This is a genomic window from Pseudomonas sp. G1002 (genome assembly GCF_013385455.1).
GTDB lineage: Bacteria > Pseudomonadota > Gammaproteobacteria > Pseudomonadales > Pseudomonadaceae > Aquipseudomonas.
On record NZ_JACAPY010000028.1, the window covers coordinates 124106 to 149509 of the forward strand.

The 25404-nt window shown below is 61.1% G+C and carries 26 protein-coding genes; 11 read left to right on the forward strand and 15 right to left on the reverse strand.

Features of this window, described 5'->3' with window-relative positions; genetic code table 11:
• Positions 1 to 58 precede the first annotated feature (58 nt).
• Entirely contained in the window at positions 59 to 373 is a 315-nt protein-coding gene (locus tag HX801_RS18365; RefSeq protein ID WP_003217404.1) for a PsiF family protein, read from the reverse strand.
• A gap of 63 nt (positions 374 to 436) precedes the next feature.
• Positions 437 to 1231: a helix-turn-helix transcriptional regulator gene (locus tag HX801_RS18370; RefSeq protein WP_177022487.1), complete on the reverse strand. Its 795-nt coding sequence runs from the start codon at positions 1229 to 1231 to the stop codon at positions 437 to 439.
• 97 nt (positions 1232 to 1328) lie between these two features.
• Between HX801_RS18370 and HX801_RS18375 the strand changes: the two genes are divergently transcribed.
• Positions 1329 to 2225: a DMT family transporter gene (locus tag HX801_RS18375; RefSeq protein ID WP_087693122.1), complete on the forward strand. Its 897-nt coding sequence runs from the start codon at positions 1329 to 1331 to the stop codon at positions 2223 to 2225.
• On the opposite strand, the gene HX801_RS18380 is transcribed toward HX801_RS18375, so the two are convergent.
• On the reverse strand, positions 2218 to 2523 hold the full coding sequence (locus HX801_RS18380; RefSeq protein ID WP_003217412.1) for a multidrug efflux SMR transporter: 306 nt from the start codon (positions 2521 to 2523) through the stop codon (positions 2218 to 2220). The two genes, HX801_RS18375 and HX801_RS18380, sit on opposite strands and share 8 nt — an antisense overlap.
• A 1-nt stretch (position 2524) precedes the next feature.
• The gene (locus HX801_RS18385) at positions 2525 to 3166 is read right to left on the reverse strand and encodes an FMN-dependent NADH-azoreductase (RefSeq protein WP_177022488.1); all 642 of its coding nucleotides are present in this window, start codon (positions 3164 to 3166) and stop codon (positions 2525 to 2527) included.
• Between the two features lie 124 nt (positions 3167 to 3290).
• Here HX801_RS18385 and HX801_RS18390 point away from each other — a divergent pair, with 124 nt between their 5' ends.
• Positions 3291 to 4202 carry a LysR substrate-binding domain-containing protein gene (locus HX801_RS18390; protein WP_177022489.1) on the forward strand — a complete coding sequence of 304 codons (912 nt, stop codon included), beginning with the start codon at positions 3291 to 3293 and terminating at the stop codon, positions 4200 to 4202.
• Positions 4203 to 4300: 98 nt separating this feature from the next.
• A complete protein-coding gene (locus tag HX801_RS18395) occupies positions 4301 to 4831 on the forward strand; it encodes a bacterioferritin (protein WP_003217418.1) in 531 nt (176 codons plus the stop codon).
• Positions 4832 to 4968: 137 nt separating this feature from the next.
• On the opposite strand, the gene HX801_RS18400 is transcribed toward HX801_RS18395, so the two are convergent.
• Positions 4969 to 7038, reverse strand: a complete 2070-nt coding sequence (locus tag HX801_RS18400; RefSeq protein WP_177022490.1) for an AsmA family protein — start codon at positions 7036 to 7038, stop codon at positions 4969 to 4971.
• A gap of 368 nt (positions 7039 to 7406) precedes the next feature.
• On the opposite strand from HX801_RS18400, the gene HX801_RS18405 reads away from it, so the two are divergent.
• Both HX801_RS18405 and HX801_RS18410 read left to right on the forward strand, forming a co-directional pair.
• The gene (locus tag HX801_RS18405) at positions 7407 to 7856 is read left to right on the forward strand and encodes a hypothetical protein (RefSeq protein WP_003217421.1); all 450 of its coding nucleotides are present in this window, start codon (positions 7407 to 7409) and stop codon (positions 7854 to 7856) included.
• Positions 7857 to 8007: 151 nt separating this feature from the next.
• The gene (locus HX801_RS18410) at positions 8008 to 8640 is read left to right on the forward strand and encodes a TetR family transcriptional regulator (RefSeq protein WP_017478372.1); all 633 of its coding nucleotides are present in this window, start codon (positions 8008 to 8010) and stop codon (positions 8638 to 8640) included.
• Between the two features lies 1 nt (position 8641).
• On the opposite strand, the gene HX801_RS18415 is transcribed toward HX801_RS18410, so the two are convergent.
• Positions 8642 to 9130 carry a C40 family peptidase gene (locus HX801_RS18415; protein WP_003217425.1) on the reverse strand — a complete coding sequence of 163 codons (489 nt, stop codon included), beginning with the start codon at positions 9128 to 9130 and terminating at the stop codon, positions 8642 to 8644.
• Between the two features lie 338 nt (positions 9131 to 9468).
• Between HX801_RS18415 and ureE the strand changes: the two genes are divergently transcribed.
• The 5 genes from ureE (at position 9469) to HX801_RS18440 (ending at position 13190) form a co-directional block, all read left to right on the forward strand.
• A complete protein-coding gene (gene ureE / locus HX801_RS18420) occupies positions 9469 to 9969 on the forward strand; it encodes an urease accessory protein UreE (protein ID WP_177022491.1) in 501 nt (166 codons plus the stop codon).
• A complete protein-coding gene (locus HX801_RS18425; RefSeq protein ID WP_102604261.1) occupies positions 9966 to 10640 on the forward strand; it encodes an urease accessory protein UreF in 675 nt (224 codons plus the stop codon). The genes ureE and HX801_RS18425 overlap by 4 nt, the downstream gene beginning before the upstream one ends.
• Before the next feature lie 23 nt (positions 10641 to 10663).
• Positions 10664 to 11278 (forward strand): urease accessory protein UreG, encoded by a 615-nt coding sequence (ureG, locus tag HX801_RS18430; protein WP_003217431.1) that lies wholly within the window; start codon positions 10664 to 10666, stop codon positions 11276 to 11278.
• A 24-nt stretch (positions 11279 to 11302) separates the two neighbouring features.
• Positions 11303 to 11875, forward strand: a complete 573-nt coding sequence (locus tag HX801_RS18435; protein ID WP_177022492.1) for a HupE/UreJ family protein — start codon at positions 11303 to 11305, stop codon at positions 11873 to 11875.
• Between the two features lie 184 nt (positions 11876 to 12059).
• Positions 12060 to 13190, forward strand: coding sequence for an AGE family epimerase/isomerase (locus tag HX801_RS18440; RefSeq protein WP_177022493.1), 1131 nt, complete (start codon positions 12060 to 12062; stop codon positions 13188 to 13190).
• Here the strand turns inward: HX801_RS18440 and HX801_RS18445 are convergent.
• From HX801_RS18445 to HX801_RS18485, 9 genes are all read right to left on the reverse strand, one after another.
• Positions 13162 to 14067: a cation diffusion facilitator family transporter gene (locus HX801_RS18445; protein WP_102367988.1), complete on the reverse strand. Its 906-nt coding sequence runs from the start codon at positions 14065 to 14067 to the stop codon at positions 13162 to 13164. The two genes, HX801_RS18440 and HX801_RS18445, sit on opposite strands and share 29 nt — an antisense overlap.
• A 223-nt stretch (positions 14068 to 14290) precedes the next feature.
• Entirely contained in the window at positions 14291 to 15058 is a 768-nt protein-coding gene (locus HX801_RS18450; protein WP_008439080.1) for an SDR family oxidoreductase, read from the reverse strand.
• A 790-nt stretch (positions 15059 to 15848) separates the two neighbouring features.
• A complete protein-coding gene (locus HX801_RS18455; RefSeq protein WP_003217439.1) occupies positions 15849 to 16565 on the reverse strand; it encodes an ABC transporter ATP-binding protein in 717 nt (238 codons plus the stop codon).
• A complete protein-coding gene (locus HX801_RS18460; RefSeq protein ID WP_003217442.1) occupies positions 16562 to 17437 on the reverse strand; it encodes an ABC transporter ATP-binding protein in 876 nt (291 codons plus the stop codon). Before HX801_RS18460 ends, HX801_RS18455 begins: the two co-directional genes overlap by 4 nt.
• Positions 17434 to 18711 carry a high-affinity branched-chain amino acid ABC transporter permease LivM gene (gene livM, locus HX801_RS18465; RefSeq protein ID WP_003217445.1) on the reverse strand — a complete coding sequence of 426 codons (1278 nt, stop codon included), beginning with the start codon at positions 18709 to 18711 and terminating at the stop codon, positions 17434 to 17436. The genes HX801_RS18460 and livM overlap by 4 nt, the downstream gene beginning before the upstream one ends.
• A gap of 2 nt (positions 18712 to 18713) precedes the next feature.
• On the reverse strand, positions 18714 to 19628 hold the full coding sequence (locus tag HX801_RS18470) for a branched-chain amino acid ABC transporter permease (RefSeq protein ID WP_003217447.1): 915 nt from the start codon (positions 19626 to 19628) through the stop codon (positions 18714 to 18716).
• Positions 19629 to 19881: 253 nt separating this feature from the next.
• Positions 19882 to 21018, reverse strand: a complete 1137-nt coding sequence (locus HX801_RS18475; protein WP_003217449.1) for a branched-chain amino acid ABC transporter substrate-binding protein — start codon at positions 21016 to 21018, stop codon at positions 19882 to 19884.
• Between the two features lie 376 nt (positions 21019 to 21394).
• Positions 21395 to 22678 (reverse strand): FAD-binding oxidoreductase, encoded by a 1284-nt coding sequence (locus tag HX801_RS18480; protein ID WP_177022494.1) that lies wholly within the window; start codon positions 22676 to 22678, stop codon positions 21395 to 21397.
• A gap of 170 nt (positions 22679 to 22848) precedes the next feature.
• Complete coding sequence (locus tag HX801_RS18485) at positions 22849 to 24339, reverse strand: aldehyde dehydrogenase family protein (protein WP_003217452.1); 1491 nt, start codon at positions 24337 to 24339, stop codon at positions 22849 to 22851.
• Positions 24340 to 24493: 154 nt separating this feature from the next.
• Here HX801_RS18485 and HX801_RS18490 point away from each other — a divergent pair, with 154 nt between their 5' ends.
• Positions 24494 to 25390 carry a LysR family transcriptional regulator gene (locus HX801_RS18490; RefSeq protein ID WP_003217454.1) on the forward strand — a complete coding sequence of 299 codons (897 nt, stop codon included), beginning with the start codon at positions 24494 to 24496 and terminating at the stop codon, positions 25388 to 25390.
• Positions 25391 to 25404 lie beyond the last annotated feature (14 nt).

Here is a 25404-nt window from a genome sequence, read left to right on the forward strand (position 1 = left end):
GGCATCGACTGTCAGGTCGCAATCTTAGGCAAGCCAGCGCCCACAGAGTTCTGCATCATTATTTCTTCAGGCAGGTGCTCATAAAGGTTTTACGCGCATCGCCGGTCAGCGCCTGGGTTTTCGCGGTGGCGTTGCAATCTTTCATCTTCTGTTGCTGGGGGGTCAGGGTCTTGGCGTCGTTGGCCGCCGGGGCCGCCTTGAGGCAGTTGCTCATGAACGCCTTGCGATCATCACCGGTCTTGCCACTGGTCTTGGCTTCGGCGTTGCAAGTAGTCATTTTTTGTTGCTGAGCCGTCTGTGCGGCAGTCGCGGCAAAGCCTTGGGAACACAGCAGCAGGCCCATCATCAACAGCGGAATACGCAGCATCTTCATGGAGTTTTCTCCCTGTTACCGTGCCGAGGGGCACGGCCTCCCCAGCAGTGTAGTCAAACCCTGTTACACCTTCCTGCCGCGTATATGGGTCCGGCGATACTGCTCCGGCGTGCAGCCGGCCTGGCGCTGGAACATCGCGATAAACGCCGAGGCCGTGCTGTAGCCCAGGTCAAACGCAACTTCCTGGACACTGCGCGCGCTGTCCAGCGCCTCGATCGACGCCAGGAACCGCAGGCGTTGGCGCCATTCGCCGAAGCTCATCCCCAGCTCACGCACAAATTGCCGCGCCAGGGTGCGCTCACTGACATGCACCTGCTGCGCCCACTGGGCCAGCGCGCGGTTATCGCCAGGGTCGGCCTGCATGCCCTCCAGCACACTGAGCAACCCGGGATGGCTGGCATACGGCAGGAAACAATCGTGCACCGGCGCCTGCCTGAGCTGGTCTACCAGCACCTGGGCCAGGCGCACGTCGGCTTCGTTCTGGGGAATGTTGACATCACGCTCGGCGAAATCACTGAGGATCGCCTTGAGGATATCGCTGATGGTCAGGGTGCACGGCTGCGCCGGCAATTGCTCGCACAAGGCGGGCGCCAGATATACGGAGCGGTAGACGATCGCCTGGGCGTTGTAGGAACTGTGCTGGGTGTTGGGTGGGATCCACACCGCATATTGCGGCGGCGACATAAAGCGACTGCCGGCCACTTCAAAGCGCATCACGCCACGGGCCGAGTAGTCCAGGGAACCCCAGGCATGCTGGTGCGCACTGGCATGGGTGTCAGCCTCGAATTCCGAATAACGGAAATACACCGGGGCCGGCAACTGGTCAAAATCGGGAAGGTTGATGTACTTCTTGAGCATGTTGTCTGGATACAAAGGTCGGATGGCTGGATCGAAGTATAGGCTTCGATCCAGACAAAGGATAATCACCGCTCATAGACGCAATTGGTTCTTTTCGATGCAATACGCTTATCCGTTACTGGCCATTTTTATCTGGGCCGGCAATACCGTGGTCAACAAACTCGCGGTGGGGACGATTTTCCCTGCCGAGATCGGCTTTTACCGCTGGCTGCTGGCCGGCCTGCTGTTTACCCCGTTCATGCTCAAACCCGTCATCGCCAACTGGCCGCTGATTCGTCCCAACCTGGGCAAGATCTTCATCCTCGGCGTGCTGGGCATGGCGGTGTACCAGAGCCTGGCGTATTACGCCGCGAACCTGACCTCGGCCACCAATATGGGCATCATCCTCTCGCTGATGCCACTGATGGCTCTTACTGCCGCAATCATCAGCCTTGGCCAGCGCCTGACCTTCGGCGCCCTGACCGGTGCCGTGCTGTCGTTTGCCGGCGTGGTAGTGGTGGTTTCCGCCGGTAGTCTCAGCGCCCTGCTGCAACACGGGCTGAATATGGGTGACGCGATGATGCTGGTGGCCACCCTCGCCTACGCGGTCTACAGCACCCTGCTGAAAAAATGGCAGCTGCGCTTGCCGCCACTGGTGTTGCTGTACCTGCAGGTGCTGGTGGCGGTGGTGGTGTTGTTTCCGCTGTTCCTGCTCTCCGACAAGGCCGGCCTTGGCTGGTCGAATATCCCGCTGGTGCTGTACGCCTGCCTGCTGGCCTCGATGCTCGCGCCGCTGGCCTGGATGCATTCGGTGAAGACCCTCGGCCCAAGCCGCACCACGCTGTTTTTCAACCTGCTGCCGCTGATCACCGCGTTGATTGCCGCAGTGGTGTTGAAAGAGCAGCTAGCGATGTATCACCTGGTGGGCGGCTTGCTGACCCTGGGCGGGGTGATTTTGTCGGAGCGCTGGACGACGCCGGTTCGCAGTAATGTCAGCGCGCAGGAAGCTACTTGAGCCCCACCACTCCGGCGACGATCAAGCCCACCGACACCAGCTTGATCAGCGTCAGGCTCTCCCCCAGCAATGCGAACCCGAGAAACACCGTGCCCAGTGAGCCAATGGCGGTCCAGATCGGGTAGGCCACGCTCACCGGCAACTCACGCATGGCCAGGGTCAGGAAGTAGATCCCGCCCACGGCCGCGACGACGGTGACCAGCGACGGCCACAGCCGGGTGAAGCCGTCGGCGTACTTCATGCCCATGGCGAAGGTCACCTCAAAGCCGGCGGCGATCAGGAGGAAAAGCCACGACACTTCAGAAGCTCCCGGCCAGGTCGCGCAGTTGCCCTTCGACTGCATCGCAGGAACGGCGGAAAACGCTCGGGTCGGACTCTTCGCCTTCTGCGGCGATCACCGTGACGTCTTCAATACCGATGAACCCCAACGCGGTCCGCAGGTGCGGATCGGCGTGGTTCATCGCCTCGTTTTCCCCGCCCGGGCCAAAGCCGCTGCCGCCGCGACTGGTGATGATCAAGGCCTTTTTGCCCAACAATAACGGCTGGTACTGGGCGATACCCTGGCTGTCCTGGGTGATGTCCACGGTATGGCCCATGCGCACGATCTGGTCGATCCAGGCCTTGAGGCCGCTGGGAATCCCGAAGTTGTACATCGGTACGGAAATCACCAGCAGTTCGTGCTCGACGAGCTCGGCTACCAGCTCATTGCTCAGTTGCAAATCGGCGTGCATGGACAACGGCATCGCCTGCGGCTCCGGGTGGAAGCTGGCGGCAATGAACGCTTCGCTGACGTGGGGGATAGACGCCCGCCCCACTTCGCGGCGGGTCAGTTGCGCGTCAGGATTGGCGGTGTGCCAGGCGGCCAGGAACACCTCGGCAAGGCGCCGGGAGTGGGAACGTTCGCCGCGGGGGCTGGAATGGATCGCAAGTATTTTTTTCATCTGTAGGCCTTCACACGCTAGACTCAGGCAACCTGAATGGCTGCCTCTGTTGCGCATAAATCTAGAGCCGAGCGGCCACCCTCACAAATGAGCAATAGTTGTTTTGGATGAACTGAATTCATCCATGGAGCCACACATGTTTGCTTCGCTGCCCCTGACCGCCCTGCGCGCCTTTGAATCGGCCTCGCGCCTGTTGAGCTTCAAGGCCGCCGCCCAGGAGTTGTCGGTCACGCCGACGGCGGTGTCCCATCAGATTCGCTCCCTGGAAACCTGGCTCGGCGTACCGCTGTTCGAGCGCCTGCCGCGCCAGGTGCGCCTGACGGAACGCGGCGAGCGCCTGTTCCACAGCCTGCACGGCGCCTTGCTGGACGTCGCGCAAAGCGTCGACACCCTGCGCCCGCAACGCAGCGCCAGCAATCTCACACTCTCCACTACTCCGGCGTTTGCCGCTCTGTGGCTGGTGCCGCGACTCGGGCGCTTCTATGCCGCCCATCCGGATATCAGCCTGCGCCTGGACACCAACTGCGCCGTGGTCGATTTACAGCAGGATGCCAGCGTCGACCTGGTGATCCGCTACAGCATCGACGACTACACGAACCTCTACGGTTTGTGCCTGTTCGACGAATGTTTCGCCGTGTATGGCTCCCCCGAACAAGTCGCCCTGGCGCGCGAGCGCACCCCGACCCTGATCAGCGTGCGCTGGCACAACTCCAGGCTGTACGCCCTGGGCTGGCAGGCCTGGTGCGAAAAGGCCGGGGAAGACTGGTTGCAATCCGCTTCGCCGCTGCGCGAATACGACGAAGAACACTACGCCCTGCAAGCGGCCATCGCCGGCCAGGGCCTGGTGCTGGCGAGCAATATCCTGGTCTCGGAAAGCGTCGCCAGCGGGTTGCTGGTGCCTTACCGGCCACAGGTCCGCGTCAACGGCGCCGGCTACAGCGCCCTGTGCGTACCGGGACGGGAACGGCACCCGCCGGTCCGGGCGTTTTTTGAGTGGTTGCAGGAGGAAGCGCGGCTGTCGGGGCACGCTCTGTAAAATCCGATAAAACTTTTTGCGTTGCCTGGGACTCACAACTTGGAGCGATCACGCCGGCAGAGCGTGGCGCAAAACCGGATTAGTACCAGGAGAATGAGATGACTGACTCACATTTGTCTGACGTAGCCACTTTACGTGACCGCGCCCGCAAGAACGTCGAAAACGGTGCCGTGACTGAAGGTTATGACGCCGACCGCCAGGAAATCCTGCGTCTGCTCAACGAATCGCTGGCCACCGAGCTGGTGTGCGTGCTGCGCTACAAGCGCCACTACTTCATGGCCAATGGCGTCAAGGCACATGTCGCCGCCGAGGAATTCCTCGAGCACGCCACCCAGGAAGCCGAACACGCCGACAAGTTGGCCGAGCGTATCGTGCAGTTGGGTGGCGAGCCGGAGTTCAACCCCGACCTGCTGTCGAAGAATTCCCACGCGCAGTACGTGGCCGGCAATACGCTGAAGGAGATGGTCTACGAAGACCTGGTGGCCGAGCGCATCGCGGTAGACAGCTATCGCGAAATCATCCAGTACATCGGTGACAAAGACCCGACCACTCGCCGGATCTTCGAAGACATCCTGGCCCAGGAAGAAGAACACGCCGACGACATGGCGGATATTCTGAAGGACCTGTAACTAACACAGCTAACACCGCAAAACCCATGTGGGAGCGGGCTTGCTCGCGAAGGCGGTGGGTCAGTCGGAACATTCTTGACTGATCCACCGCCTTCGCGAGCAAGCCCGCTCCCACATTTGGTTCACGGTTTTGTCAGCTAGCCTTTCACTGTTTTAGGTGCCTTGCCTTCCTTCATCTGTTGCAGCAGCGGCGCACACTGGTTCGGCTCATCGCCGCTCGGTGCCACCAGCGCCAGCAAACCCGCCGCCGGGCCGGCAATCACACCCAAGGCAACCATGCCCGCACCACGCAGCATCAGCGGCACCGCCTTCACGCCAGCATTCGGTTTGATAAACGGCCCGTTGACGTACAACGGCGAGCGCAGGGAGAACAGGCGGAAGCCTTTGGACTCCGGGGTAATGGTCAGGTCAAGCTGCTCGCTGGCCATGTTCGCGGTGCCATCGATGTAGATGATCGCGTTCTCGGTATCGAACACAAACAGGCGAGTCGTCGCCAGGCCCGACTTGATGCCGAAATCTGCGGCCGCACAGTTGATCTTCACTTCCTTGTCGCCAAACAGGCGGCCGACCACGTAGTTGCCGACGTTGAGCCCGGCGATTTCCATCAGTCCGCGGCTGATGGCGCCGTCGTTGATCAACATTTTCAGATCGCCATTCGACGTGCCAAGCAATGCCGCGACGGAGTTGCCGCGTCCGGAAATGTCCGCGTCGCCGTTGAGCTCACCGAAGCTGGTTTTCATCGGCTCGAAGGTCGGGAACAACTGCTTGAGCTTGAAGTTGCGCGCGGTGAGTCTGGCCTGGCCTTCCATCGGCGTGGTGCGCCCGTTGAGACGAATCTGCGCGTCGAGCTTGCCACCGGCCACGCCGAAACGCAGGGGCTCCAGGCTCAACTGCCCGTCGTTCAGCACCAGGTGAGTGTAGAGATCGGTGAACGGCAATTCGGCACTGTGGACGATGCGTTTGCCGGTGAATTCGACGTCGGCATCCATGTCGCGCCAGCGCTCGGTGCGGAACTCTTCCACTGGCAGCACCTTGGTCGCCGGCTGCTTGCTTTCGCCGCCACGGGCTTTTTGCTTGGCGTTGGAGTCGGCGCCGATCAGCGGCGCCAGGTCGGTCATCAACAGCTGATTGGAGACCAGCGCCCCGGTGAGCTTGGGCCGCGGCTGGCTGGCGACGTAGCCGAGGTTGCCGTGGATGTCGCTGTTGCCGATCTTGCCGTTGAAGTTTTCATACTGGAACGACGCGCCACTGGCCTCATGCAGCTTGGCGATCAGGTGGCCGTCGGTGGAATAGGCCGGCGAATCCGGCAGGGTCACGCCGGTCAGGGGGTACAGGTTGCCCAGGCTGCTGCCGGAGAGTTTGAGGCGCAGGTCGAGGGCGCCGAGGTTCATCGGGTCGGTCAGGGTGCCGGCCAGCGCGATGCTGGTGTCGCCGATCCTGGCCTGGGCTTGCAGCGGGAACGGCTTGGCCGCGTCCTGCAAGGCCAGCAGGCCACCGATCTTGCCGGTGCCATCGAGCTTCTGGCCGTGGTACTGGCCCTTGACCTTGAGGCCGAACGCGTAATCCTGCGGCGCCGAGCCTTTTTCCAGGGCTTTCTTGGCGTCGGCATCGCCGACGATCTCGCCGAAGGGGATCGGCTTGCCGAGCAGGTCGATCACGACGTCGAGCTGGGTCTTGAGAGTCTGGTCGTCGAGGGTCACATGGCCTTTGTCGAAGCCGATGGCGCCGATGTCCACCACCCAGTTGGACGGTTCGGCATTCGGGTCCTTGGGGTCGAACTTGAAGGTCCAGTTGGCGCGGCCATCGGCCAGGCGCTGCAACTGCGCACTCGGTTCGGTGAGGTCGATACGCGGGATCACCACGCGCTGGGCCAGCAACGCCAGGGGCGAGATACGCAACTCCACGCGCTTGAGGGTGACCATCTGCGGGGCTTTCGACCAGTCGGGATTGCCCAGGGTCAGGTCTTCGGCAATCACATGGGGCCACGGAATCCAGGCGCGCCAGCCGCCCTCATCGGGCTCGCGCTGCCACACCACGGCCAGGTTGCCATTGATGGCAAACGGTCGATGCAGCTCTTCGGAGACCTTGGCGTTGAGGGGCGGCTTGATCCGGTTCCAGTCAAAGAACACCAGGACCAACACCACAATGGCGATTAACAAAACGAAGCTGGCGCAGCTCCAGGCGAGAATTTTACGAGTGCGCGTCATTGCACAGGACTCCAGGTTACGACTGAGCGGGCGCTTTGCGGCGCGCGTTTTGACTACAGCTTATATGGCTACGACTGACAAACGGCGCGGGGGTTTAACCCCATTGATGAATTCCTCATAAAAACCGCCTTTCCTGACCAACCAGACAGTTTCAATCATCAACGACGCACCGTTGTTACCCACGTTCGTGTCGAAAATACCCACCTCGGTGCAAAAGCGCGGGCTTGAGACCTGCGAGATAGAGCCTTCGCAGGGAACAATCAATTCTGTTGATTATTACCATTGTGTTTATGAACTTTTATATCGACTTATCAAGAGTAGCATTAGCCCTGTACCCAATTTATCGCCCTCCCAAGGAGCAACCCATCATGAAACGCCAAATACTCGCAAGCTTTGCACTTTCCCTCCTGGCCACCAGCGCATTTGCCCTGCCAGCTGCTGAACAGGCAACCCCACAAGTGAAAGCCGACGCTTCCCACTTCAGCCAAACCCTGGCTCGCAGCGGCGCTTCGGACAAGAACAACACCGACTACAACGGCAGCATCACTGAAAACGGTTCGGAACAAGCCAACAAACGTGCTTACACCGAAGGCGTTGCTGAAGGTGGCCGTGACCGTCTGGAACAGAAAGGCCTGGTTGAAGGTGGCGCTGATCGCCTGATGGAACGCAACGCTGTTGCCGAAGGTGGCCGTGATCGCCTGGAACAGAAAGGCCTGGTTGAAGATGGTTCGAGCCGCGCCAACAAACGCGCTTATGCTGACGGCGTAGTGGAAGGCGGTGCTGACCGTCTGGCAGAACTGCATCAAGCACAGAGCTAAGCCCGTGCTGGCCCTGGAAAAAAGCCCGATCAGCCGATCGGGCTTTGACTTTGTGTGAACCGCAACGCCCTTCTCCCTTTTGAAGTTCGACGCTGGCAAAGCTGATTTGCTAGAGTGCGTCGCTGTCCTTGTCCACAAAGCCCGCCTGCCAATGCTGCCCCGCGCCGAACAGAAGCAACAGACCCGACTCGCCCTGATGGACGCAGCCCGCCATCTGATGGAGTGTGGCCGTGGGTTCGGCAGCCTCAGCCTGCGTGAAGTGGCCAAGACCGCCGGCATCGTGCCCACCGGTTTCTACCGTCACTTTGCCGATATGGATCAGCTGGGCCTGGTATTGGTCAGCGAAGTCGGCCAGACCTTTCGCGCGACGATTCGCCTGGTGCGCCACAACGAATTCGTGATGGGCGGCATCATTGATGCCTCGGTACGGATTTTCCTGGATGTGGTCGCCGCCAACCGTTCGCAATTCCTGTTCCTGGCCCGCGAGCAATACGGTGGCAGCCTCGCCGTTCGCCAAGCCATTGGTGCCCTGCGTGAGGACATCACCAGCGACCTCGCCGCCGACCTGACCCTGATGCCCAAGCTCCAGCACCTGGATGCCGACGGCCTGCACGTGATGGCCGACCTGATCGTCAAGAGCGTGTTCGCCACCCTGCCCGACATTATCGACCCGCCCGCCGAAGCGCTGCCTGCGCACCTCACGCCACAAGCCAAGATCACCCAGCAGCTGCGTTTCATCTTTATCGGCCTCAAGCATTGGCAAGGCCTGGGCAGCACCGAATAACTCAGCGCACGGTGTGAAAACGCTTGGCGGTGGTGTAGTTCCGGTTCCAATAGCTGTTGGCCAGTGAGTCGATGCGCACGCTTTTGCCCGTGCGTGGCGAGTGGATGAACTTGCCCTCTCCTATATAGAGACCAACGTGGCTGACCTGGCCGCGCCCATTGCCCCTGAAAAACACCGCATCACCCGGTTGCAACGCATTGCGCTTGACCGTGGCCGCGGTTGAGCGGTGCATCGCCGAGGTGGTGCGAGGCAGATGAATGTTGGCTTCGGTCTTGAACAGGTACACCAGGAAGCTGCTGCAATCGAAGCCCTGCTTCACCGAAGCGCCGCCCAATTTATAGGGCGTGCCCAACAGCTCGTGGGCGCGGTCGATCACGTTGTCGATAGTAGGTGGCGGCGCGAATGCCGGGGCACGCTGAAGATTGGCCGAAGCAGATGAAATGGCGAGCGATAAACTGACAATGAGTAAACAGAAAAATGACTTGTACATGGTGGAAACCGCTGAAGATTAAATACGGAGCGGAATCCTAATGAAACAGCGCGTAACGCAACGCACGGCAAATCCTGCAAGTGCGTAGGAAAAGTCCCAAGCAATCAAAACTCAAAAAAAGATGAAAGAAATTTCATGCAACAAGCAATGGAATTCAACGCCGAGCGCCCGGATCCGGTGCTATAAATCCAACCACGCACCAAAATGAAACATTTTGGAATAATTTCCTGCGCCATCAGGTGGCACAAGTCGCCTGCCTACAGGGAATTCCTACTCCCCGCGTGGTTGGCAAGACCCTTGCTCTAGCTTGCTTATCGCTCATAGCTGGAAGCTTTCTGATGCTGGTGATCCACCGCCGAATCGCCCCCCAACCTGTCTGGGCCGCAGAGTTGCTGCTGAATTTCGACGCCCGCAGCAAAAGCCGCCTGCGCTGTTTCAGTGCCGACGGAGAAGACGTCGGCCTGTTTCTGGAGCGCGGCCAACCGCCGCTGCACGATGGCGAATTCCTACAGGCTGAAGACGGACGTGTCGTACGCGTGTGCGCCCGGCCTGAACAACTGCTGCACGTCACTTGCGGCAGTGCCTTTGAACTGACCCGCGCCGCCTATCACCTGGGCAACCGCCACGTGGCGCTGCAAGTGGGTGACGGTTGGCTGCGCCTGCTCGATGACTACGTGCTCAAGGCCATGCTCGATCAGTTGGGCGCGACGACCGAGACCATCGAGGCCCCCTTCCAGCCGGAACACGGCGCCTATGGCGGCGGCCACCACCACTCCCGCCATGGCGACGAAGACTTCAACTACCCGCCCAAGCTGCACCAGTTCGGCGTACGCCTATGAACCCAGCCTGGGCGCTGTTGCGTCTGGCCAGTCCGCAGCTGCCGATTGGTGGCTACAGCTATTCCCAGGGCCTGGAAATGGCCGTGGAGCAAGCCCGCGTGACCGACCCGGCAAGTGCCGGGCGCTGGATCAGCGATCAACTGTTGCTCAACCTGGCGCGCTTCGAAGCGCCACTGCTGCTCGCCCACTGCCAGGCCGCGGCCGAACAGGACTGGTCGCGCCTCGCGCAGTTGTGTGAGGAACACCGCGCCAGCCGTGAAACCCGCGAGCTGTATCAGGAAAGCCGGCAGATGGGCTATTCCCTGCACCAGCTATTGAACGGTTTACCGGAGCTGGATGACGCCGCCCGAGAATTTCTGGCACAGCGCTCCGAACCGCACCTGGCCCTGGGCTGGGCCCTGGCCGCCCGCGCCTGGCAGATCAGCCCGGATGACGCCCTGGCCGCCTGGTTGTGGAGTTGGCTGGAAAACCAATTGGCGGTGCTGATGAAGACGCTGCCTCTGGGCCAACAAGCCGCCCAGCGCCTGACCAGCGAACTGCTGCCGCTGCTGCAACAAGCCCAGCAGGACGCCAGCCAGCTTGACCCCAATCACTACGGCAGCGCCGCGTTTGGCCTGTCCCTGGCGTGCATGGCCCATGAGCGCCAGTACAGCCGCCTGTTCCGTTCCTAGGGCACTTTATCTTGGAGAATCACATGAACACCCAACCCCTGCGCGTCGGCATCGGCGGCCCGGTCGGCTCCGGCAAGACCGCCCTGACCCTGGCCCTGTGCCTGGCCCTGCGTGATCGCTACAACCTGGCGGTGGTCACCAATGATATCTACACCCGCGAAGACGCCGACTTCCTGGTGCGCAACCAGGCCCTGGCGCCCGAGCGCATCATCGGTGTGGAAACCGGCGGCTGCCCCCACACCGCGATTCGCGAAGACGCCTCCATCAACCTCGAAGCGGTAGACCAGTTGAACCGTCGCTTTCCCGGCCTGGACCTGATCCTGGTGGAATCCGGCGGCGACAACCTGTCGGCCACCTTCAGCCCGGAACTGTCGGACCTGACCATCTACGTGATCGATGTGTCGGCCGGCGACAAGCTGCCGCGCAAAGGCGGGCCGGGAATCTGCAAATCCGACCTGCTGGTGATCAACAAGATCGACCTGGCGCCGCTGGTAGGCGCATCCCTGGAGCTGATGAACAGCGATACCCAGCGCATGCGCGGCGGTAAACCTTTCGTCTTCAGCAATCAGAAAACCGGCGTCGGCCTGGAAGAAATCGTCGCCTTCATCGAACGCCAGGGCTTGCTGACCGCAGCCTGATCAACCCCCACAAGGAGCCTGTCCATGCGCCTCAATACACTTCTCGCTGCCGCAGCCTTGCTGCTCACTCCCGCCCTCGCCTTCGCCCACCCCGGCCATGGCGACAACGGCCTGGTGGCCGGTATCAGCCACCCGCTGGGCGGCATCGACCACTTGCTGGCAATGGTCGCCGTGGGCCTGTGGGCCGCTCAACAAAAAGGCTCGGCGCGCTGGGCGCTGCCGTGCACGTTTGTCGGCACCATGCTGATCGGCGGGATGCTGGGCTTTGAAGGGCTGGAACTGCCGGCGCTGGAAAGCGGGATTGCCGCGTCGGTGCTGGCGCTGGGCCTGGCGGTAGCGCTGGCGGTGCGGCCGCCGTTGTTCGTGGCAGTGGCGGCCACTGCACTGTTTGCGCTGTTCCATGGCGTGGCCCATGGTTTGGAGCTGCCGGACATGTCCAGCCCTTGGGCGTATGCCGTAGGGTTTGTGGGTGCGACGGCGGCTTTGCATGCGGCGGGTTATGCCGTGGTGCGTTTCCTGCCGGCGGCGGCAGCGCCGTTGGTGCGGGTGGCGGGTGCGGTTTCGGCAGCGACTGGGGTTTGGTTGCTCGCTGCCTGAGATTTTCAGCGCTCCTGAGGGCCTCTTCGCGAGCAAGCCCGCTCCCACAGTCGACTGCATTCCAACAATGGAACTCGATCGAATGTGGGAGCGAGCTTGCTCGCGAAGGCGGCAGTAAAGACAACACCGATCCCAAGCCTGATACCATGTCGCGCAAACACCCCTGCCGTGACGACGCCAGCCGATGCCCATCGCTCCAAGCTCTGCCCTCAAGCCTCAATTGACCGCCGTGTTGACGCACTTCCACGACCTGATCGTGCCGCTCTGGCAAGGCCCGGGCTGGAATGCCGACCTGGCGCTGCCCTATGAGGCCCTGGACGCCGATCATCGGCCTTTACCCCCGCAACGCTATCGCGCCATGGCCTGCGCACGGCAGTTGTACCTGTTTGCCAGCCTGATCGGTGAACCCGGCGCAGCCTTTGCCGAGGAGCGCGCCGCCGCGTTGTTCCGTTCCCTGCAACGGCACTTCCACGACGCCGAGCACGGCGGCTGGTTCTACAGCATCGACGCCCACGGCAAGCCGCTGGATAAGCGCAAGGACCTCTACACCCACGCCTTCATCATCTTCGCCTGCGCCCACTATTGGGCCAAGGTACGTGAATCGCTGGTGGAATCGGTACTCGACGCCGCCCTGGAAGTGGTCGCCGAACGCTTCGCCACCGGCGACGGCCTGTACGAAGCGGTGCTGGAACGTAACTGGTCATCCCTCAAGTCTGGCCCTCTGCAAAACCCGCTGATGCACCTTGCCGAAGGTTTCCTCGCCACGTTGGCCGTGCGGGAGGACGCCGTCACCCAAGACGCGTTGCTGGACCTGGCCAACGCCATGCAGAAGCGCTTCATCGACCGCCAACACGGCGTGATGATGGAAAAACCGCTGGGCGCTGTGGATAACTGGTTTGAACCGGGGCATCAGTTCGAATGGTTCTTCCTGCTGGAATCTTCGGATTTGCTGCGGGGCACACCGTTGCACACATCACTGAGCAAAGCGTTCACCTATGCCGAGCAAAAGGGTGTGGATAACCTGACCGGTGCGGTCAGCGGCATGCTCGCCCTGGACGGCAGCGTGCGCGACGGCACCCAGCGCATCTGGGCCCAGGCCGAATACCTGCGGGCGCTGACCTTGCGGCCCGACAGTGAAGCCGTGCTGCAACGCCAATTGCTGGCGCTGCAACAACGCTTCCTGCACGACAAAGGCTGGAATGAGTGCCTGGATGCCAAGGGGCAAGTGAGCCGGCGGGACATGCCGTCGACCACGCCTTACCACTTGGCGACGTGCTACCTGGGCCTTACGCAATCCATTTGCGGTCCCCGGTAAAACTGATCGTCAGCCAGCGGGCCGCGTCGGGCTTGCCCAACCCTGTGGATATTTCTTCGCGCAGCCCGTCCAGGGTGGCGACGTTATCCACCGGGTAATCCGCCGGCAGCACCACATGAATCTCGATAAACCGCGCCCGCCCGTGCTTCTGCACGTAGGACACGTAATCATCGAAACCATGCCTGGCCTGGGCCGCCTCCATCACTTCGCGCACTTTGCCGTCCAATTGGTCCGGCACAATCCCCAACACGTCGCGTAGCGCCGGGCGCAGGATCTTGAAGGCCGGCGCCAGCATGCTCAACGCCAGCAGGATCAGGATCAACGGGTCGACATACACCGCCCACTGCCCATAGCCCTGGGACTTGAGCAACAGCGCCGCCAGGAAGCTCACCAGCAGCCCCACCGACAGCATCGCGTCCACCAGCCAGCTGATGTTGTCGAACTGGATCAGCGACGACTTGAGCGTGCGATTGCGGTAACGCACGTAGAAGAAATAGGCGAACTCGACGACGGTAAACACCGCCGCATAGATGATCACCAGGCCCAACTCGATATCGCGCCCGCCATTGATAATGCCGAACACGCCGTTGAGAAACGCGTAGATGGCGATCAATAGCAAAAAGCTGCCCTCGATCAGCAGCACCATGGGCTCCAGGTGCCAGTAGCCGAACTGAAAACGTTCGTTGCTTTTCTTGGCGATCAGCTTGGCCGTGATCAGCATCAGCACCTTGATGGCGGTGGCGATCAGCGAGAAAAAGCCGTCGAATAAAATCGATTGGGCGCCCGACACCACCCCTGTGACAATCCCGGCGATCGCCACGGCGAACATCAGGATGGTCGATTGTTTGAGCAGCGACTGCTCACCTCGGTTACTCACATATCCTCCTGTCAAAACCTTTGAACCGCACAGCGCGGCGGGGTTTTCAGGGGTGGAGTGTACCTTATGTCCTGTTTTGGCCGATTTGCCGCATATTCAAACCTGACAAAACCCTGTGGCGAGGGAGCTTGCTCCCGCTGGGGCGCGGAGCGGCCCTGGCTTTTTTGGGGCCGCTTCGCAGCCCAGCGGGAGCAAGCTCCCTCGCCACAACAGCTCGACGAACTTAGGCCTTGGCGCCACGCTCAATCGCAAACCCGGCCCAGGTCTGGCTCACTGGCATCAGCTCCAGGCGGTTGATGTTCACGTGTGCCGGGGTGTTAAGCACCCAGAAGATCGTATCCGCAATGTCCTGCGGCTGGATCGGCTCGGCACCGGCATAAGTCGCGTCATAACGCGCCTGGTCACCGGCAAAGCGCACCAGCGAGAACTCACTCTCACACAGGCCCGGCTCGATGTTGGTCACGCGCACGCCGGTGCCCTGCAGGTCGCAACGCAGGTTCAGCGAGAACTGTTTGACGAAGGCCTTGGTGCCGCCATACACGTGGCTGCCCGGGTACGGGTAGCTGCCGGCAATGGAACCGAGGTTGATGATGCCGGCGCCACGGCCATGGGCGATCAGGCGCGGCAACAGCAGGCTGGTGGTGGTCAGCAGACCCTTGATGTTGGTGTCGACCATGGTTTCCCAATCGTCGAGGCTGCACTTCGGCGCAGGGTCGGTGCCCACCGCCAGGCCGGCGTTGTTGATCAGCCCGCGCAGCGTGGCAAAGGACGGCGGCAGGTTGGCGATCGCCTCTTCCATGGCCTTGCGGTCACGCACGTCCACCACCAGGCCGAGCACTTCGGTCTGCTTGGAAAGCTCGGCGCACAGGGCGTTCAAGCGCTCTGCGCGGCGGCCGGTGAGCACCAGTTTCCAGCCGGCTTCGGCAAAACGGCGGGCACAGGCTTCGCCAAAACCGGAGGTCGCGCCAGTAATAAACAGCGTATCGGACATGGTGTTCTCCTTGCGGGGCTACGAGGTAAAAAATCAGCCAGCAGAATGCCCGGCTACCGGGCTGGCGGCAACTGATACACGCTGTGGACACAGGTGAATGCCGCTCATGCTGTACGAAATTCAACCAATCGCCCGAAAGCCATACAGGCCGTGGCGTGCAGCCATGTGCGCGCACCTTATCCACAGCCCCGTCCACAGTCTTTGGGGGCAAGTACAAAAGCTGAAAGCCGCGCTACACAAGGCTTTCAGCGCGATTCAAAAAGTTTTTTGCTTGACCTTGCGCAGCCCGTATGTAGCCCGGTTCAAAACAGTGCAACCAGGACGATGGCTCCAGGCCAGTCATTCCGGCCTCTGCGGCACTCTTTCCAGAGTTTAGTCACAGACTTATCCACAGGCCGGAGTGACATATTCCGGTCATATACCTGTGTCTTTAAACAGGTTGACAAACCCCTCGGGTGGTCACGAAAAACTCACTGATCAATAAACAACCACCACGCTGCAAGCCACGAAAACAAAGGCCTCCAGCCAGCTACTCCCACGTTACCCACAGCCGGTTCCACAGTGCTTGGGGACAAGTCAAAACTGTGACAAAACAGGGATTTGCGGCGGCTATATGTCGCGCTTTGGCAGGTGCCTGGATTTGTTGTCCACAATTTCAGGAAAGCACTGTGGATGATCGTTCCCACGCTCTGCGTGGGAATGCAGGCCGGGACGCTCCGCGTCCCAAAGCGTGACGCAGAGCGTCACAAGAGGCGTTCCCACGCGGAGCGTGGGAACGATCAGAGTTACATCAGTGCCCGCCGAGGTAGGCGTTACGCACCTCCTCATTTACCAGCAGCTCCTTGCCGGTGCCGGTAAGGCGAATCTCGCCGTTGACCATCACGTACGCCCGGTCCGACAAGCGCAACGCATGGTTGGCGTTCTGCTCCACCAGGAAGATGGTCATGCCGGTAGACGCCAGCTCCCGCAGCGTGGAAAAGATCTGCTTCACCACGATCGGCGCCAGCCCCAGGCTCGGCTCGTCCAGCAGCAACAGCTTGGGCCGGCTCATCAGTGCGCGGGCGATGGCAAGCATCTGCTGTTCACCACCGGACATGGTCATCGCCCGCTGGTTGCGCCGCTCCTTGAGCCGCGGGAACAGCTCGAACATGCGCTGCATGTCTTCGGTGGCGAACTTGTCGCCAATCGGGATGGTGCCCATCAGCAGGTTTTCCTCGACGGTCATGTCGGGGAACACCCGCCGCCCTTCCGGCGACTGCGCAATGCCGTTGGAGGCGATGTAGTGGGACGACTTGTGGGTAATGTCGACGCCGCGGTAGATGATCTGCCCGGACTCGGCCCGTGGCTGGCCAAAGATCGACATCAGCAGCGTGGATTTACCCGCACCGTTGGAGCCGATCAGGCTCACGGTTTCGCCTTCGTTGATGTGCAGCGAAACTTTCTTCAGGGCCTGGATCGGGCCGTAGAACACGTCCAGGTCTTTCAGTTCGAGGATTGGCTCACTCATACCAGCTCCTCTTCGTCAGCGCCCAGATAAGCCGCGATCACCTTCGGATCATTGCGGATCGCTTCCGGCCCGCCCTCGGCAATCACGTTGCCGTGGTCCAGCACCACGATGTGGTCGGAAATACTCATCACCATGCCCATGTCGTGTTCGATCAGCACCACCGTCAGGTCGTGCTCGTCCCGCAGCAGGCGAATCATCGCGCTGAGGGCTTCGGTTTCCTGGGGGTTGAGGCCGGCGGCCGGTTCGTCGAGGCAAATAATCTGCGGCCGGGTGCACATGGCACGGGCGATTTCCAGGCGGCGCTGCTGGCCGTAGGACAGCTCGCCGGCCAGGCGGTTGGCGCAGTCCACCAGGTCCACCACTTCCAGCCAGTAGAACGCATGGTCGAGGGCGTCGCTTTCAGCCTTGCGGTAGCCCTTGGTATTGAGGATGCCCGCGAGCATGTTGCGGTTGACCCACATGTGCTGGGCCACCAGCAGGTTCTCCACCACCGACATTTCCTTGAACAGGCGAATGTTCTGGAAGGTGCGCGCCAAACCCGCCCGGTTCACCAGGTGAGTGCCGCCGAACATCTTGTAGAACACCCGGCTGACGAAGCTTTTCGGCGAGACAAAGTCGGTGGCCTTGAAGCGCTCGCCCAGCAGTTGGATCACGTTGGTCTGCTTGCCGCGCACATTGAGTTCGATCTTGCCGCCGGAGGCTTTGTAGAAACCGGTCAGGCAGTTGAACACGGTGGTCTTGCCGGCACCGTTGGGACCGATCAGGGCGAAGATCGAGTTGCGCTTGACCTTGAGACTTACGTCGCTCAAGGCCTTGATGCCACCAAAGTGCATCATCAGGTGTTCCACGGAAAGAACGACTTCCTTGCTCATGGCGCCACTCCTTTACGTGGGACAACACCGGTACGGCTGATACGAATCAGGCCTCGTGGTCGCCAGATCATCATCACCACCATCAACACGCCGAAGAGCAGCACGCGGTACTCGGAGAAGCTGCGCAGCAGCTCCGGCGCCACCGTCAGCACGAACGCGGCAATCACCACGCCGACGGTCGAGCCCATGCCGCCCAATACCACGATGGCGAGGATCAGCGCCGACTCGAAGAAGGTGAACGACGACGGGTTGACGAAGCCCTGGTAGCTGGCGAAAAACACCCCGGCCAGACCGGCAGTGGACGCGCCGATGGTGAACGCCGAGAGCTTCACCAGCACGTGGTTGAGGCCCATGGAACGGCAGGCGATTTCGTCTTCGCGCAAGGCTTCCCACGCGCGCCCCACCGGCATGCGGGTCAGGCGGTGCTTGATGTACAGCACCAGCAGCACCACCAGGAACAGCACGATGTAGATGAACAGGAATTTGATGTTGGGGTTGTAGTCGATGCCGAAGAACTCGTGGAACGGCACCCCGCCATCCTTCGCCTTGCGCACGAACTCCAGGCCGAAAAACGTTGGCGACGGCACCGGCATGCCGTTCGGGCCACCGGTAAACGACAGCCAGTTATTCAGCACCAGGCGGATGATTTCACCGAAGCCCAGGGTCACGATCGCCAGGTAATCGCCGTGCATTCGCAGCACCGGAAACCCGAGTATGCACCCCGCCAGCGCCGCACAAATCGCCGCCAGCGGCAGCACCGACCAGAAGCCCAGGCCGAGGTACTGGTAACCCAGCGCCAGGCCATAGGCGCCGATGGCGTAGAACGCCACGTAACCCAGGTCGAGCAGCCCGGCCAGGCCGACCACGATGTTCAGGCCAAGGCCCAGCAACACGTAGATCAACCCGAGGATCACCACGGTCAGCAGGTATTTGTTGGCGAAGAACGGGAACACGATGGCAATCACGATCAACGCCGGGATGATCCAGCGCAGGCGCGACTTGTAGTCCGGCTTGAGCACATGCACACCGGAGCCGGTGCTTTCAAACCCTTGCAGAATCCGCAGGCCCCTTGGGGTTTGCAGGAACAGGCTCATGGCGAACCGGCCGACCATCACGATGGCCACCAGGATGCCGACACGCGCCGGTTGCAGGTTGAAGCTGTAGCCGTCGAGGACCACGCCGACGATCGGACCGAACACGATCAGCGAAATCAGCCCGGCGAGTACCGCATCGACGACACTTTTCTTGATATCGATAGAGTAGGCAGCAGACATAGTTATACCTTCGCCACGAGTGGGCGACCGAGCAGGCCCTGGGGACGGAAAATCAGGATCACCACCAGCAGGGAGAAACTGAACACGTCTTTGTAGTCAGAGTTGATCAACCCCGAGAACAGCGACTCGGAAATACCCAGGATGATCCCGCCCAGCATGGCCCCAGGCAGGGAGCCGATGCCGCCGAGTACCGCTGCGGTAAATGCCTTGATGCCGATGATGAAGCCGGCATAGAAGTCGAACGTGCCGTAGTTCAGGGTGATCAGCACACCGGCCAGCGCGGCCATGGCGGCACCAATCACGAATACGTAGGAGATGACCCGGTCGGTGTTGATACCGAGGATCGACGCCATCTTGCGGTCTTGCTGGGTAGCGCGGCACATGCGGCCGAGCTTGGTGTACTTGATGATGTAGGTCAGCAGGCCCATGCCGACGAACGCGGCCACCAGGATGAACACCTTGGTGTAGGTCAATTGCACGAAGCCGGTGCCGATATCGACTCTCCAGGCGCCGGCCAGCAGCGTCGGGATGCCTTGTTGCTTGGCGCCCTGGGCGATCTGCGCGTAGTTCTGCAGGATCAGCGAAATACCGATGGCGCTGATCAGCGGTGCCAGTCGGGTGGAGTTGCGCAGCGGTTTGTAGGCGACACGCTCGATGACCCAGCCGTAGACGCCGGTGACGACGACGGTGAAGATCAGGGTGCCAAGGATGAGCAGCGGGAAGGATTCGATGCCGAAGTAAGCCAGCAGTGCCAGACTGATCGCCGCGAGGTAAGCGGAAATCATGTAAACCTCGCCATGGGCGAAGTTGATCATGCCAATGATGCCATAGACCATTGTGTAGCCGATGGCGATCAAGCCATAGACCGACCCGAGGGTCAGCCCATTGACCAGTTGCTGCAGGAAAATACCATCCATAACGCAATCTCACGCAGTGAGAGCCTGCACACCTGTGGGTGTGCGGATCTTCTAGGAGGAAAAGACAGACACAAAAGGGGCTGGCAACCAAGTCCCCGTGTGGGAGCTGGCGTGTGTGGGCGCCGGGCTTGCCCGCGATAGCGACACCTCGGAATGTCAGTCAACCCGAGGTGACGCTATCGCAGGCAAGCCAGCTCCCACAAAAGCCCGGTTCCCACAGGGTCAAGTGGCGTCTAACCCATCGCGCTAACTATTACTTCTGCTTTTCCAGCTGGTGATACTTGCCGTCCTTGTCCCACTGGTAAACCACATAGTCGGAGATTTTCAGGTCGCCCTTGGCGTCCCAGTTCTTCTCGCCCATGACGGTTTTGACCGGGTGGGATTTCAGCCATTTGGCTGCGTCTTCGCCCTTGTCGGACTTGGCGCCATTGAAACCGGCGGCCAGGGCCTGGATCGAGGCGTAGGCGTACAGGGTGTAGCCTTCAGGCTCGGTGCCATTTTTGCGGAACTCTTCCACCACGGTCTTGCTGTCTGGCAGCAGGCGTGGGTCGGCGCCGAAGGTCATGTACACGCCATCCACATACTGTGCACCACCGGCGGTGGCCACCAGTTCGTCGGTCACCACGCCGTCATCGGACATGAACTTGACGTCTTTCAGGCCGGCTTCACGAATCTGCCGAACCAGTGGGCCGGCTTCCGGGTGCAGGCCGCCGAAGTACACGACGTCAGCACCGGTGGAGCGGATCTTGGTGACCAAGGCGCTGAAATCTTTCTCGCCACGGGTCAGGCCTTCTTCCAGCACCGGCTTCACACCGCGCTTGGTCAACTGCGCCGCAGTGGCGTCGGCCAGGCCTTTGCCGTAGGTGTCCTTGTCGTTGATAACGGCAACTTTCTTGCCCTTGAGCACGTCGACGATGTAGTCGCCGGCCACGATGCCTTGCTGATCGTCACGACCACACATGCGGAACACGGCCGACAGGCCACGCTCGGTAACCTGCGGGTTGGTGGAGCCCGGGGTGATCATGATCACGCCCGCATCGGCATACACCTCGGAGGCCGGGATAGTGTTCGACGAGCAGAAGTGCCCGACCACGCCAATCACTTTGTCCTGGTCAACCAGGCGGTTGGCCACGGCCACGGCCTGCTTGGGTTCGCAGGCGTCATCGCCGGCCACCAGCTTGATCTGCTCGCCGTTGATGCCGCCGGCCTTGTTGATGACATCGGCTGCCGCCTGGGCACCTTTCATGTACTGCTCACCAAATGCCGCGTTGGCGCCGGTCATCGGCCCCGCTACGCCAATCTTCACATCAGCTTGAGCAAACGCAGAAACACCCAGCGCCGCAGCAACGGCGAGGGCTAGAAAACCTTTCTTGTAAAACGTCTGGGACATGAGTGGTGCTCCGAGGTTTTTGTTGAATTGGCACTGCAGCTTCACTTCAAAAACTTTCGGAGAAAGCCCAGAGCAAGCGTCGTGCCATTACGTTTTTATTATTCAAAAAGACACGGTGTCATTGTTATTGCAGGTTTTTGGGCGCCTTTTGATTGGACGTGCAACCGTCTATCTCAACCGGGTGCAACCATTGGACCTATAAAGTGCAACCCGACCAATCAAGCACTGCAACCCGGCCACTAAACGGCCACCCTTAAACATGTAACAGCGTGCGTAACGGAAGTGCACATTTACAGTGCGTTACTGCTACGACTCGCACCAATACAGATTAGTAGCCGGCTAAGAAAATGCAGGCTTCTGAGGGGTATTTCGTTGATCAGATCACGATCCGCAGGCATTGGCCCGCGTGATACAGCGAGAATCCCGCCTCGTACAAACAGCTGCGCAGGCCCACACCGGCCAACGGCTGCATCGGCGCAAAGGGGATCGGCAGTGCCTGTGGATCCTGGTGACACAGATAATCCGCGAAGGCTTTGCCCACGACACTGCCGGTCGTCACCCCGCGCCCGTTGTAACCGGTGACCGCCACCAACCCGGGCGCCGGTTCGAACAGGCGCATCAAGTGGTCCGGGGTGAATGCGATGCAGCCGGTCCAGGTGCACTCCCACTGCACCGGCTTGAGGTACGGGAAGTAGTGCTGTTGCACCCGATCGGCCCAGGCCTTGAGGAACCACGCAGGTTTCTGGTTGCCGTTGCCCAGGCTGCCGAGCAGCAGGCGGCCTTCGGCGTCGCGGCGGATGCTGCTGAGTACCTGGCGAGTGTCCCAGGAGCCTTGGCCGCCGGGCAGGATTTGTTGGGCGGCGGCGTCGGTCAGAGGGGCCGACGCCACCTGATAGTAATAACCGGGGAAAAAGTTGCGGCGCAGCTCGGTCCACTCGCCTTCGGTGTAGGCGTTCGAAGCGATCACCACCTGTTCGGCCTGCACCGAGCCTTGGGCAGTCTGCACTGACCAGTGCTGGCCCTGGCGTTCCAGTTGGGTGACTGGGGAGTGATCGAACAACTGTCCGCCGAGCCCGACGGCGGCATTGGCCAAACCACTGGTGTAGGCCATCGGGTTCAAGGTGCCGGCCCGCCGGTCGAGCAAGGCGGCAGCAATCTTTTTGGTACCGGTGGCTTGTTCGCATGCAGCGCCGGTCAACAGCTCCACCGGTGCACCGCGACGCTTCCATTGTTCCTCACGACTGCGCAAATCCGCCTCGCCACGGGCGTTGTGCGCCATGTGCAAGGTGCCCTCGCGACGCAGTTGGCAGTCGATGTTGTATTTGTCGATCAGGCTGAACACCAGGGACGGTGCCGCGCCGAGCATGCGGTTGAGCTGGCTGCCCACCGCGGTACCAAAACCGGCTTCGATCTCGTCCGGGGGAATCCACATCCCTGCATTGACCAGCCCTACGTTGCGCCCCGAACCACCGTGGCCGGTGCGATGGGCCTCGAGTACGGCGACACTTTTTCCTTGTTCCAGCAAGTGTATGGCTGCCGACAAACCGGTGATGCCGGCGCCGATCACGCACACATCCACTTTTACCTCGCCCTTGAGCGCGGCACGATCCGGCCGGCCAGGAGTGAGTTGTTCCCACAAACATGCTTCGCGTAATGCCATTGCCAGACTCCGATGAGACCTAACAAACCACTTTTCCGAATTGTAAATACGGTCAAATGTGGGAGCGGGCTTGCTCGCGAAAGCGGTGGATCAGATAAGCATTCGTTGACTGACACACCGCTTTCGCGAGCAAGCCCGCTCCCACATTGACCTCACTCCGACTTGAGGTATCAGTCGAAGGTAATACCCTGGGCCAGCGGCAGTTCCAGCGAGTAGTTCACGGTATTGGTCTGGCGACGCATGTACCCGCGCCATGCATCCGAGCCCGACTCACGCCCACCACCGGTCTCTTTCTCACCGCCAAACGCGCCACCAATCTCCGCGCCGCTCGGGCCGATGTTGACGTTGGCGATCCCGCAGTCACTGCCTACCGCCGACATGAACTGCTCGGCCTCGCGCACGTCAGTGGTAAAGATGCACGAAGACAGGCCTTGTGGCACCGCATTGTTCAGGCGCAGCGCTTCAGCGAAATCGGTATAGCCGACCACATACAGAATCGGCGCGAACGTCTCGGTGCACACCACATCACTTTGCTCCGGCATTTCCACGATGGCCGGCGACACGTAGTAAGCGTTGGGGAACGTGTCTTCCAACTGGCGCTTGCCGCCAAACACCCGGCCGCCTTCGCTCAAGGCCTGCTCCAGGGCGTCCTGCATGTTTTCGAAGCTGTGCTTGTCGATCAGCGGGCCGATCAGGTTGCCTTCCAGCGGATGGCCGATGCGCACTTTGGAATACGCAGCCTTGAGGCGGGTGACGATTTCCTCTTTTACCGACTCATGGGCGATCAGCCGACGCAGGCTGGTGCAGCGCTGGCCGGCGGTACCGACGGCGCTGAACAGAATCGCGCGCACGGCCATGTCCAGGTCGGCGCTTGGGCCGAGGATCATCGCGTTGTTGCCGCCCAGTTCGAGAATGCTGCGGGCAAAACGTGCAGCGACTTTCGGCGCTACTTCGCGGCCCATGCGGGTGCTGCCGGTGGCGCTGATCAGTGCAACACGCGGGTCATCCACCAGTGCGGCGCCGGCATCGCGGCCACCGATGATCACCTGGCTGAGGTACGGCGGCGCATCGCTAAAGTTCTTCAGTACGCGCTCGAACAGTGCCTGGCAGGCCAGGGCGGTAAGCGGGGTTTTTTCCGACGGTTTCCAGATCACTGCGTTGCCGCACACCAGCGCCAGCGCGGTGTTCCACGCCCATACGGCGACCGGGAAGTTGAAGGCGCTGATCACGCCAACCACGCCCAGCGGGTGCCAGGTTTCACGCATGTGGTGGCCCGGACGCTCGGAGGCGATGGTCAAGCCGTACAACTGGCGCGACAGGCCGACGGCGAAGTCGCAGATGTCGATCATTTCCTGCACTTCACCCAAACCTTCCTGGGTGATCTTGCCGGCTTCCCACGACACCAGCTCGCCGAGGTCGGCCTTGTACTCGCGCAACACGTCGCCGAACTGGCGCACCAGCTCACCACGACGGGGGGCCGGCACCTTGCGCCAGGCCTCGAATGCATGCTCGGCGCGACTGACCTGCTGCTCCACCTCGGCGGCGCCTTCCCAGTGCACACTGGCAATCCGGCTGCCATCAATGGGCGAATGCACGGGTTGTTTACCCGACTGGTACAGCGCCGGGTTTACCCCCAGACGATCAAGCAATGCGGCAACCATGGGTCACTCCTTCAATCTACAAACAGAAATTTGCGCCGCCAGCGGTCGCGGCGATCCAGACCTTATTTGTAGCTGGCCCAAGACTTGCCAACAAACGACGATTAGGCGAGATATCATTCCGTTTATTCATGCTAAGAACAAAAAGAGGCGTGCCGTGCTGAATAAAAGACATTTGCCCTCGATCACCGCCCTGCAGTGCTTCGAAGCGGTCACCCGCCACCTGAGTTTTACCCGCGCCGCCGAAGAGCTGAACCTCACCCAGAGCGCTGTCAGCAAACAGGTCGCGCAGCTGGAAGAACTGTTGCAGCACCTGCTGTTTCGCCGGGTGCGCCGCCGCTTGCAGATGACCCCGGCGGGCGATCTGTACCTGGTGGAAGTGCGCAAGATCCTCACCCAGGTGGAGATGTCCACCCATTACCTGCGCTCCTACGGCGGCGAGACTGAAGTGCTGCGGGTGTCCACGCCCTACACCTTCGGCGCCCGCTGGCTGGTGCCGCGCCTCAAGGGCTGGCGACTGCGCCATCCGCAGATTCACCTGGACCTGTGCAACGAACAGGAGCCCGACGAGCTGCTGCAAGGCAAGGCCGACCTGGCCTTCTACTTTGGCCAGGGCTCACGGCCCGGCACCGAGAGCCTCAAGCTGTTCAGCGAAGAACTGGTGCCCGTGTGCTCACCCGACAGCCTGCCCGCCCAAGCATTTACCGACCCCACGCAACTGAGCGAACTGGTGTTGCTGCAAAACGCCTCGCGCCCGCAAGGCTGGCATGACTGGTTCGCCGCCCAGGGTCATCACACCGAGCACAGCTACCATGGGCCGCGCTTCGAGACCTTTTATATGTGCATTCGCGCCGCACAGGTTGGCTGCGGTGTGGCGCTGCTGCCCAGGTTTCTGGTGGAAGAAGAGCTAGCAGAAGGCAAGCTGGTGATCCCCTGGCAGCATGCGATGCCGAGCCAGGATGCCTATTACCTGGCCTACCCCGAGCACTCGGCTGAAGTGCCCAAGGTGCGGGATTTTGTGAAGTGGATGATGGAGCAGGTTGAGTCTGATTGACCTTTTTTGCCTGC

Coding starts and splice junctions, on each gene's coding strand:
- HX801_RS18365 (WP_003217404.1), bottom strand. CDS start 373: ATGAAGATGCTGCGTATTCCGCTGTTGATGATGGGCCTGCTGCTGTGT.
- HX801_RS18370 (WP_177022487.1), bottom strand. CDS start 1,231: ATGCTCAAGAAGTACATCAACCTTCCCGATTTTGACCAGTTGCCGGCC.
- HX801_RS18375 (WP_087693122.1), top strand. CDS start 1,329: ATGCAATACGCTTATCCGTTACTGGCCATTTTTATCTGGGCCGGCAAT.
- HX801_RS18385 (WP_177022488.1), bottom strand. CDS start 3,166: ATGAAAAAAATACTTGCGATCCATTCCAGCCCCCGCGGCGAACGTTCC.
- HX801_RS18390 (WP_177022489.1), top strand. CDS start 3,291: ATGGAGCCACACATGTTTGCTTCGCTGCCCCTGACCGCCCTGCGCGCC.
- HX801_RS18395 (WP_003217418.1), top strand. CDS start 4,301: ATGACTGACTCACATTTGTCTGACGTAGCCACTTTACGTGACCGCGCC.
- HX801_RS18400 (WP_177022490.1), bottom strand. CDS start 7,038: ATGACGCGCACTCGTAAAATTCTCGCCTGGAGCTGCGCCAGCTTCGTT.
- HX801_RS18405 (WP_003217421.1), top strand. CDS start 7,407: ATGAAACGCCAAATACTCGCAAGCTTTGCACTTTCCCTCCTGGCCACC.
- HX801_RS18410 (WP_017478372.1), top strand. CDS start 8,008: ATGCTGCCCCGCGCCGAACAGAAGCAACAGACCCGACTCGCCCTGATG.
- HX801_RS18415 (WP_003217425.1), bottom strand. CDS start 9,130: ATGTACAAGTCATTTTTCTGTTTACTCATTGTCAGTTTATCGCTCGCC.
- ureE (WP_177022491.1), top strand. CDS start 9,469: ATGCTGGTGATCCACCGCCGAATCGCCCCCCAACCTGTCTGGGCCGCA.
- HX801_RS18425 (WP_102604261.1), top strand. CDS start 9,966: ATGAACCCAGCCTGGGCGCTGTTGCGTCTGGCCAGTCCGCAGCTGCCG.
- ureG (WP_003217431.1), top strand. CDS start 10,664: ATGAACACCCAACCCCTGCGCGTCGGCATCGGCGGCCCGGTCGGCTCC.
- HX801_RS18435 (WP_177022492.1), top strand. CDS start 11,303: ATGCGCCTCAATACACTTCTCGCTGCCGCAGCCTTGCTGCTCACTCCC.
- HX801_RS18440 (WP_177022493.1), top strand. CDS start 12,060: ATGCCCATCGCTCCAAGCTCTGCCCTCAAGCCTCAATTGACCGCCGTG.
- HX801_RS18450 (WP_008439080.1), bottom strand. CDS start 15,058: ATGTCCGATACGCTGTTTATTACTGGCGCGACCTCCGGTTTTGGCGAA.
- HX801_RS18455 (WP_003217439.1), bottom strand. CDS start 16,565: ATGAGTGAGCCAATCCTCGAACTGAAAGACCTGGACGTGTTCTACGGC.
- HX801_RS18460 (WP_003217442.1), bottom strand. CDS start 17,437: ATGAGCAAGGAAGTCGTTCTTTCCGTGGAACACCTGATGATGCACTTT.
- livM (WP_003217445.1), bottom strand. CDS start 18,711: ATGTCTGCTGCCTACTCTATCGATATCAAGAAAAGTGTCGTCGATGCG.
- HX801_RS18470 (WP_003217447.1), bottom strand. CDS start 19,628: ATGGATGGTATTTTCCTGCAGCAACTGGTCAATGGGCTGACCCTCGGG.
- HX801_RS18475 (WP_003217449.1), bottom strand. CDS start 21,018: ATGTCCCAGACGTTTTACAAGAAAGGTTTTCTAGCCCTCGCCGTTGCT.
- HX801_RS18480 (WP_177022494.1), bottom strand. CDS start 22,678: ATGGCATTACGCGAAGCATGTTTGTGGGAACAACTCACTCCTGGCCGG.
- HX801_RS18485 (WP_003217452.1), bottom strand. CDS start 24,339: ATGGTTGCCGCATTGCTTGATCGTCTGGGGGTAAACCCGGCGCTGTAC.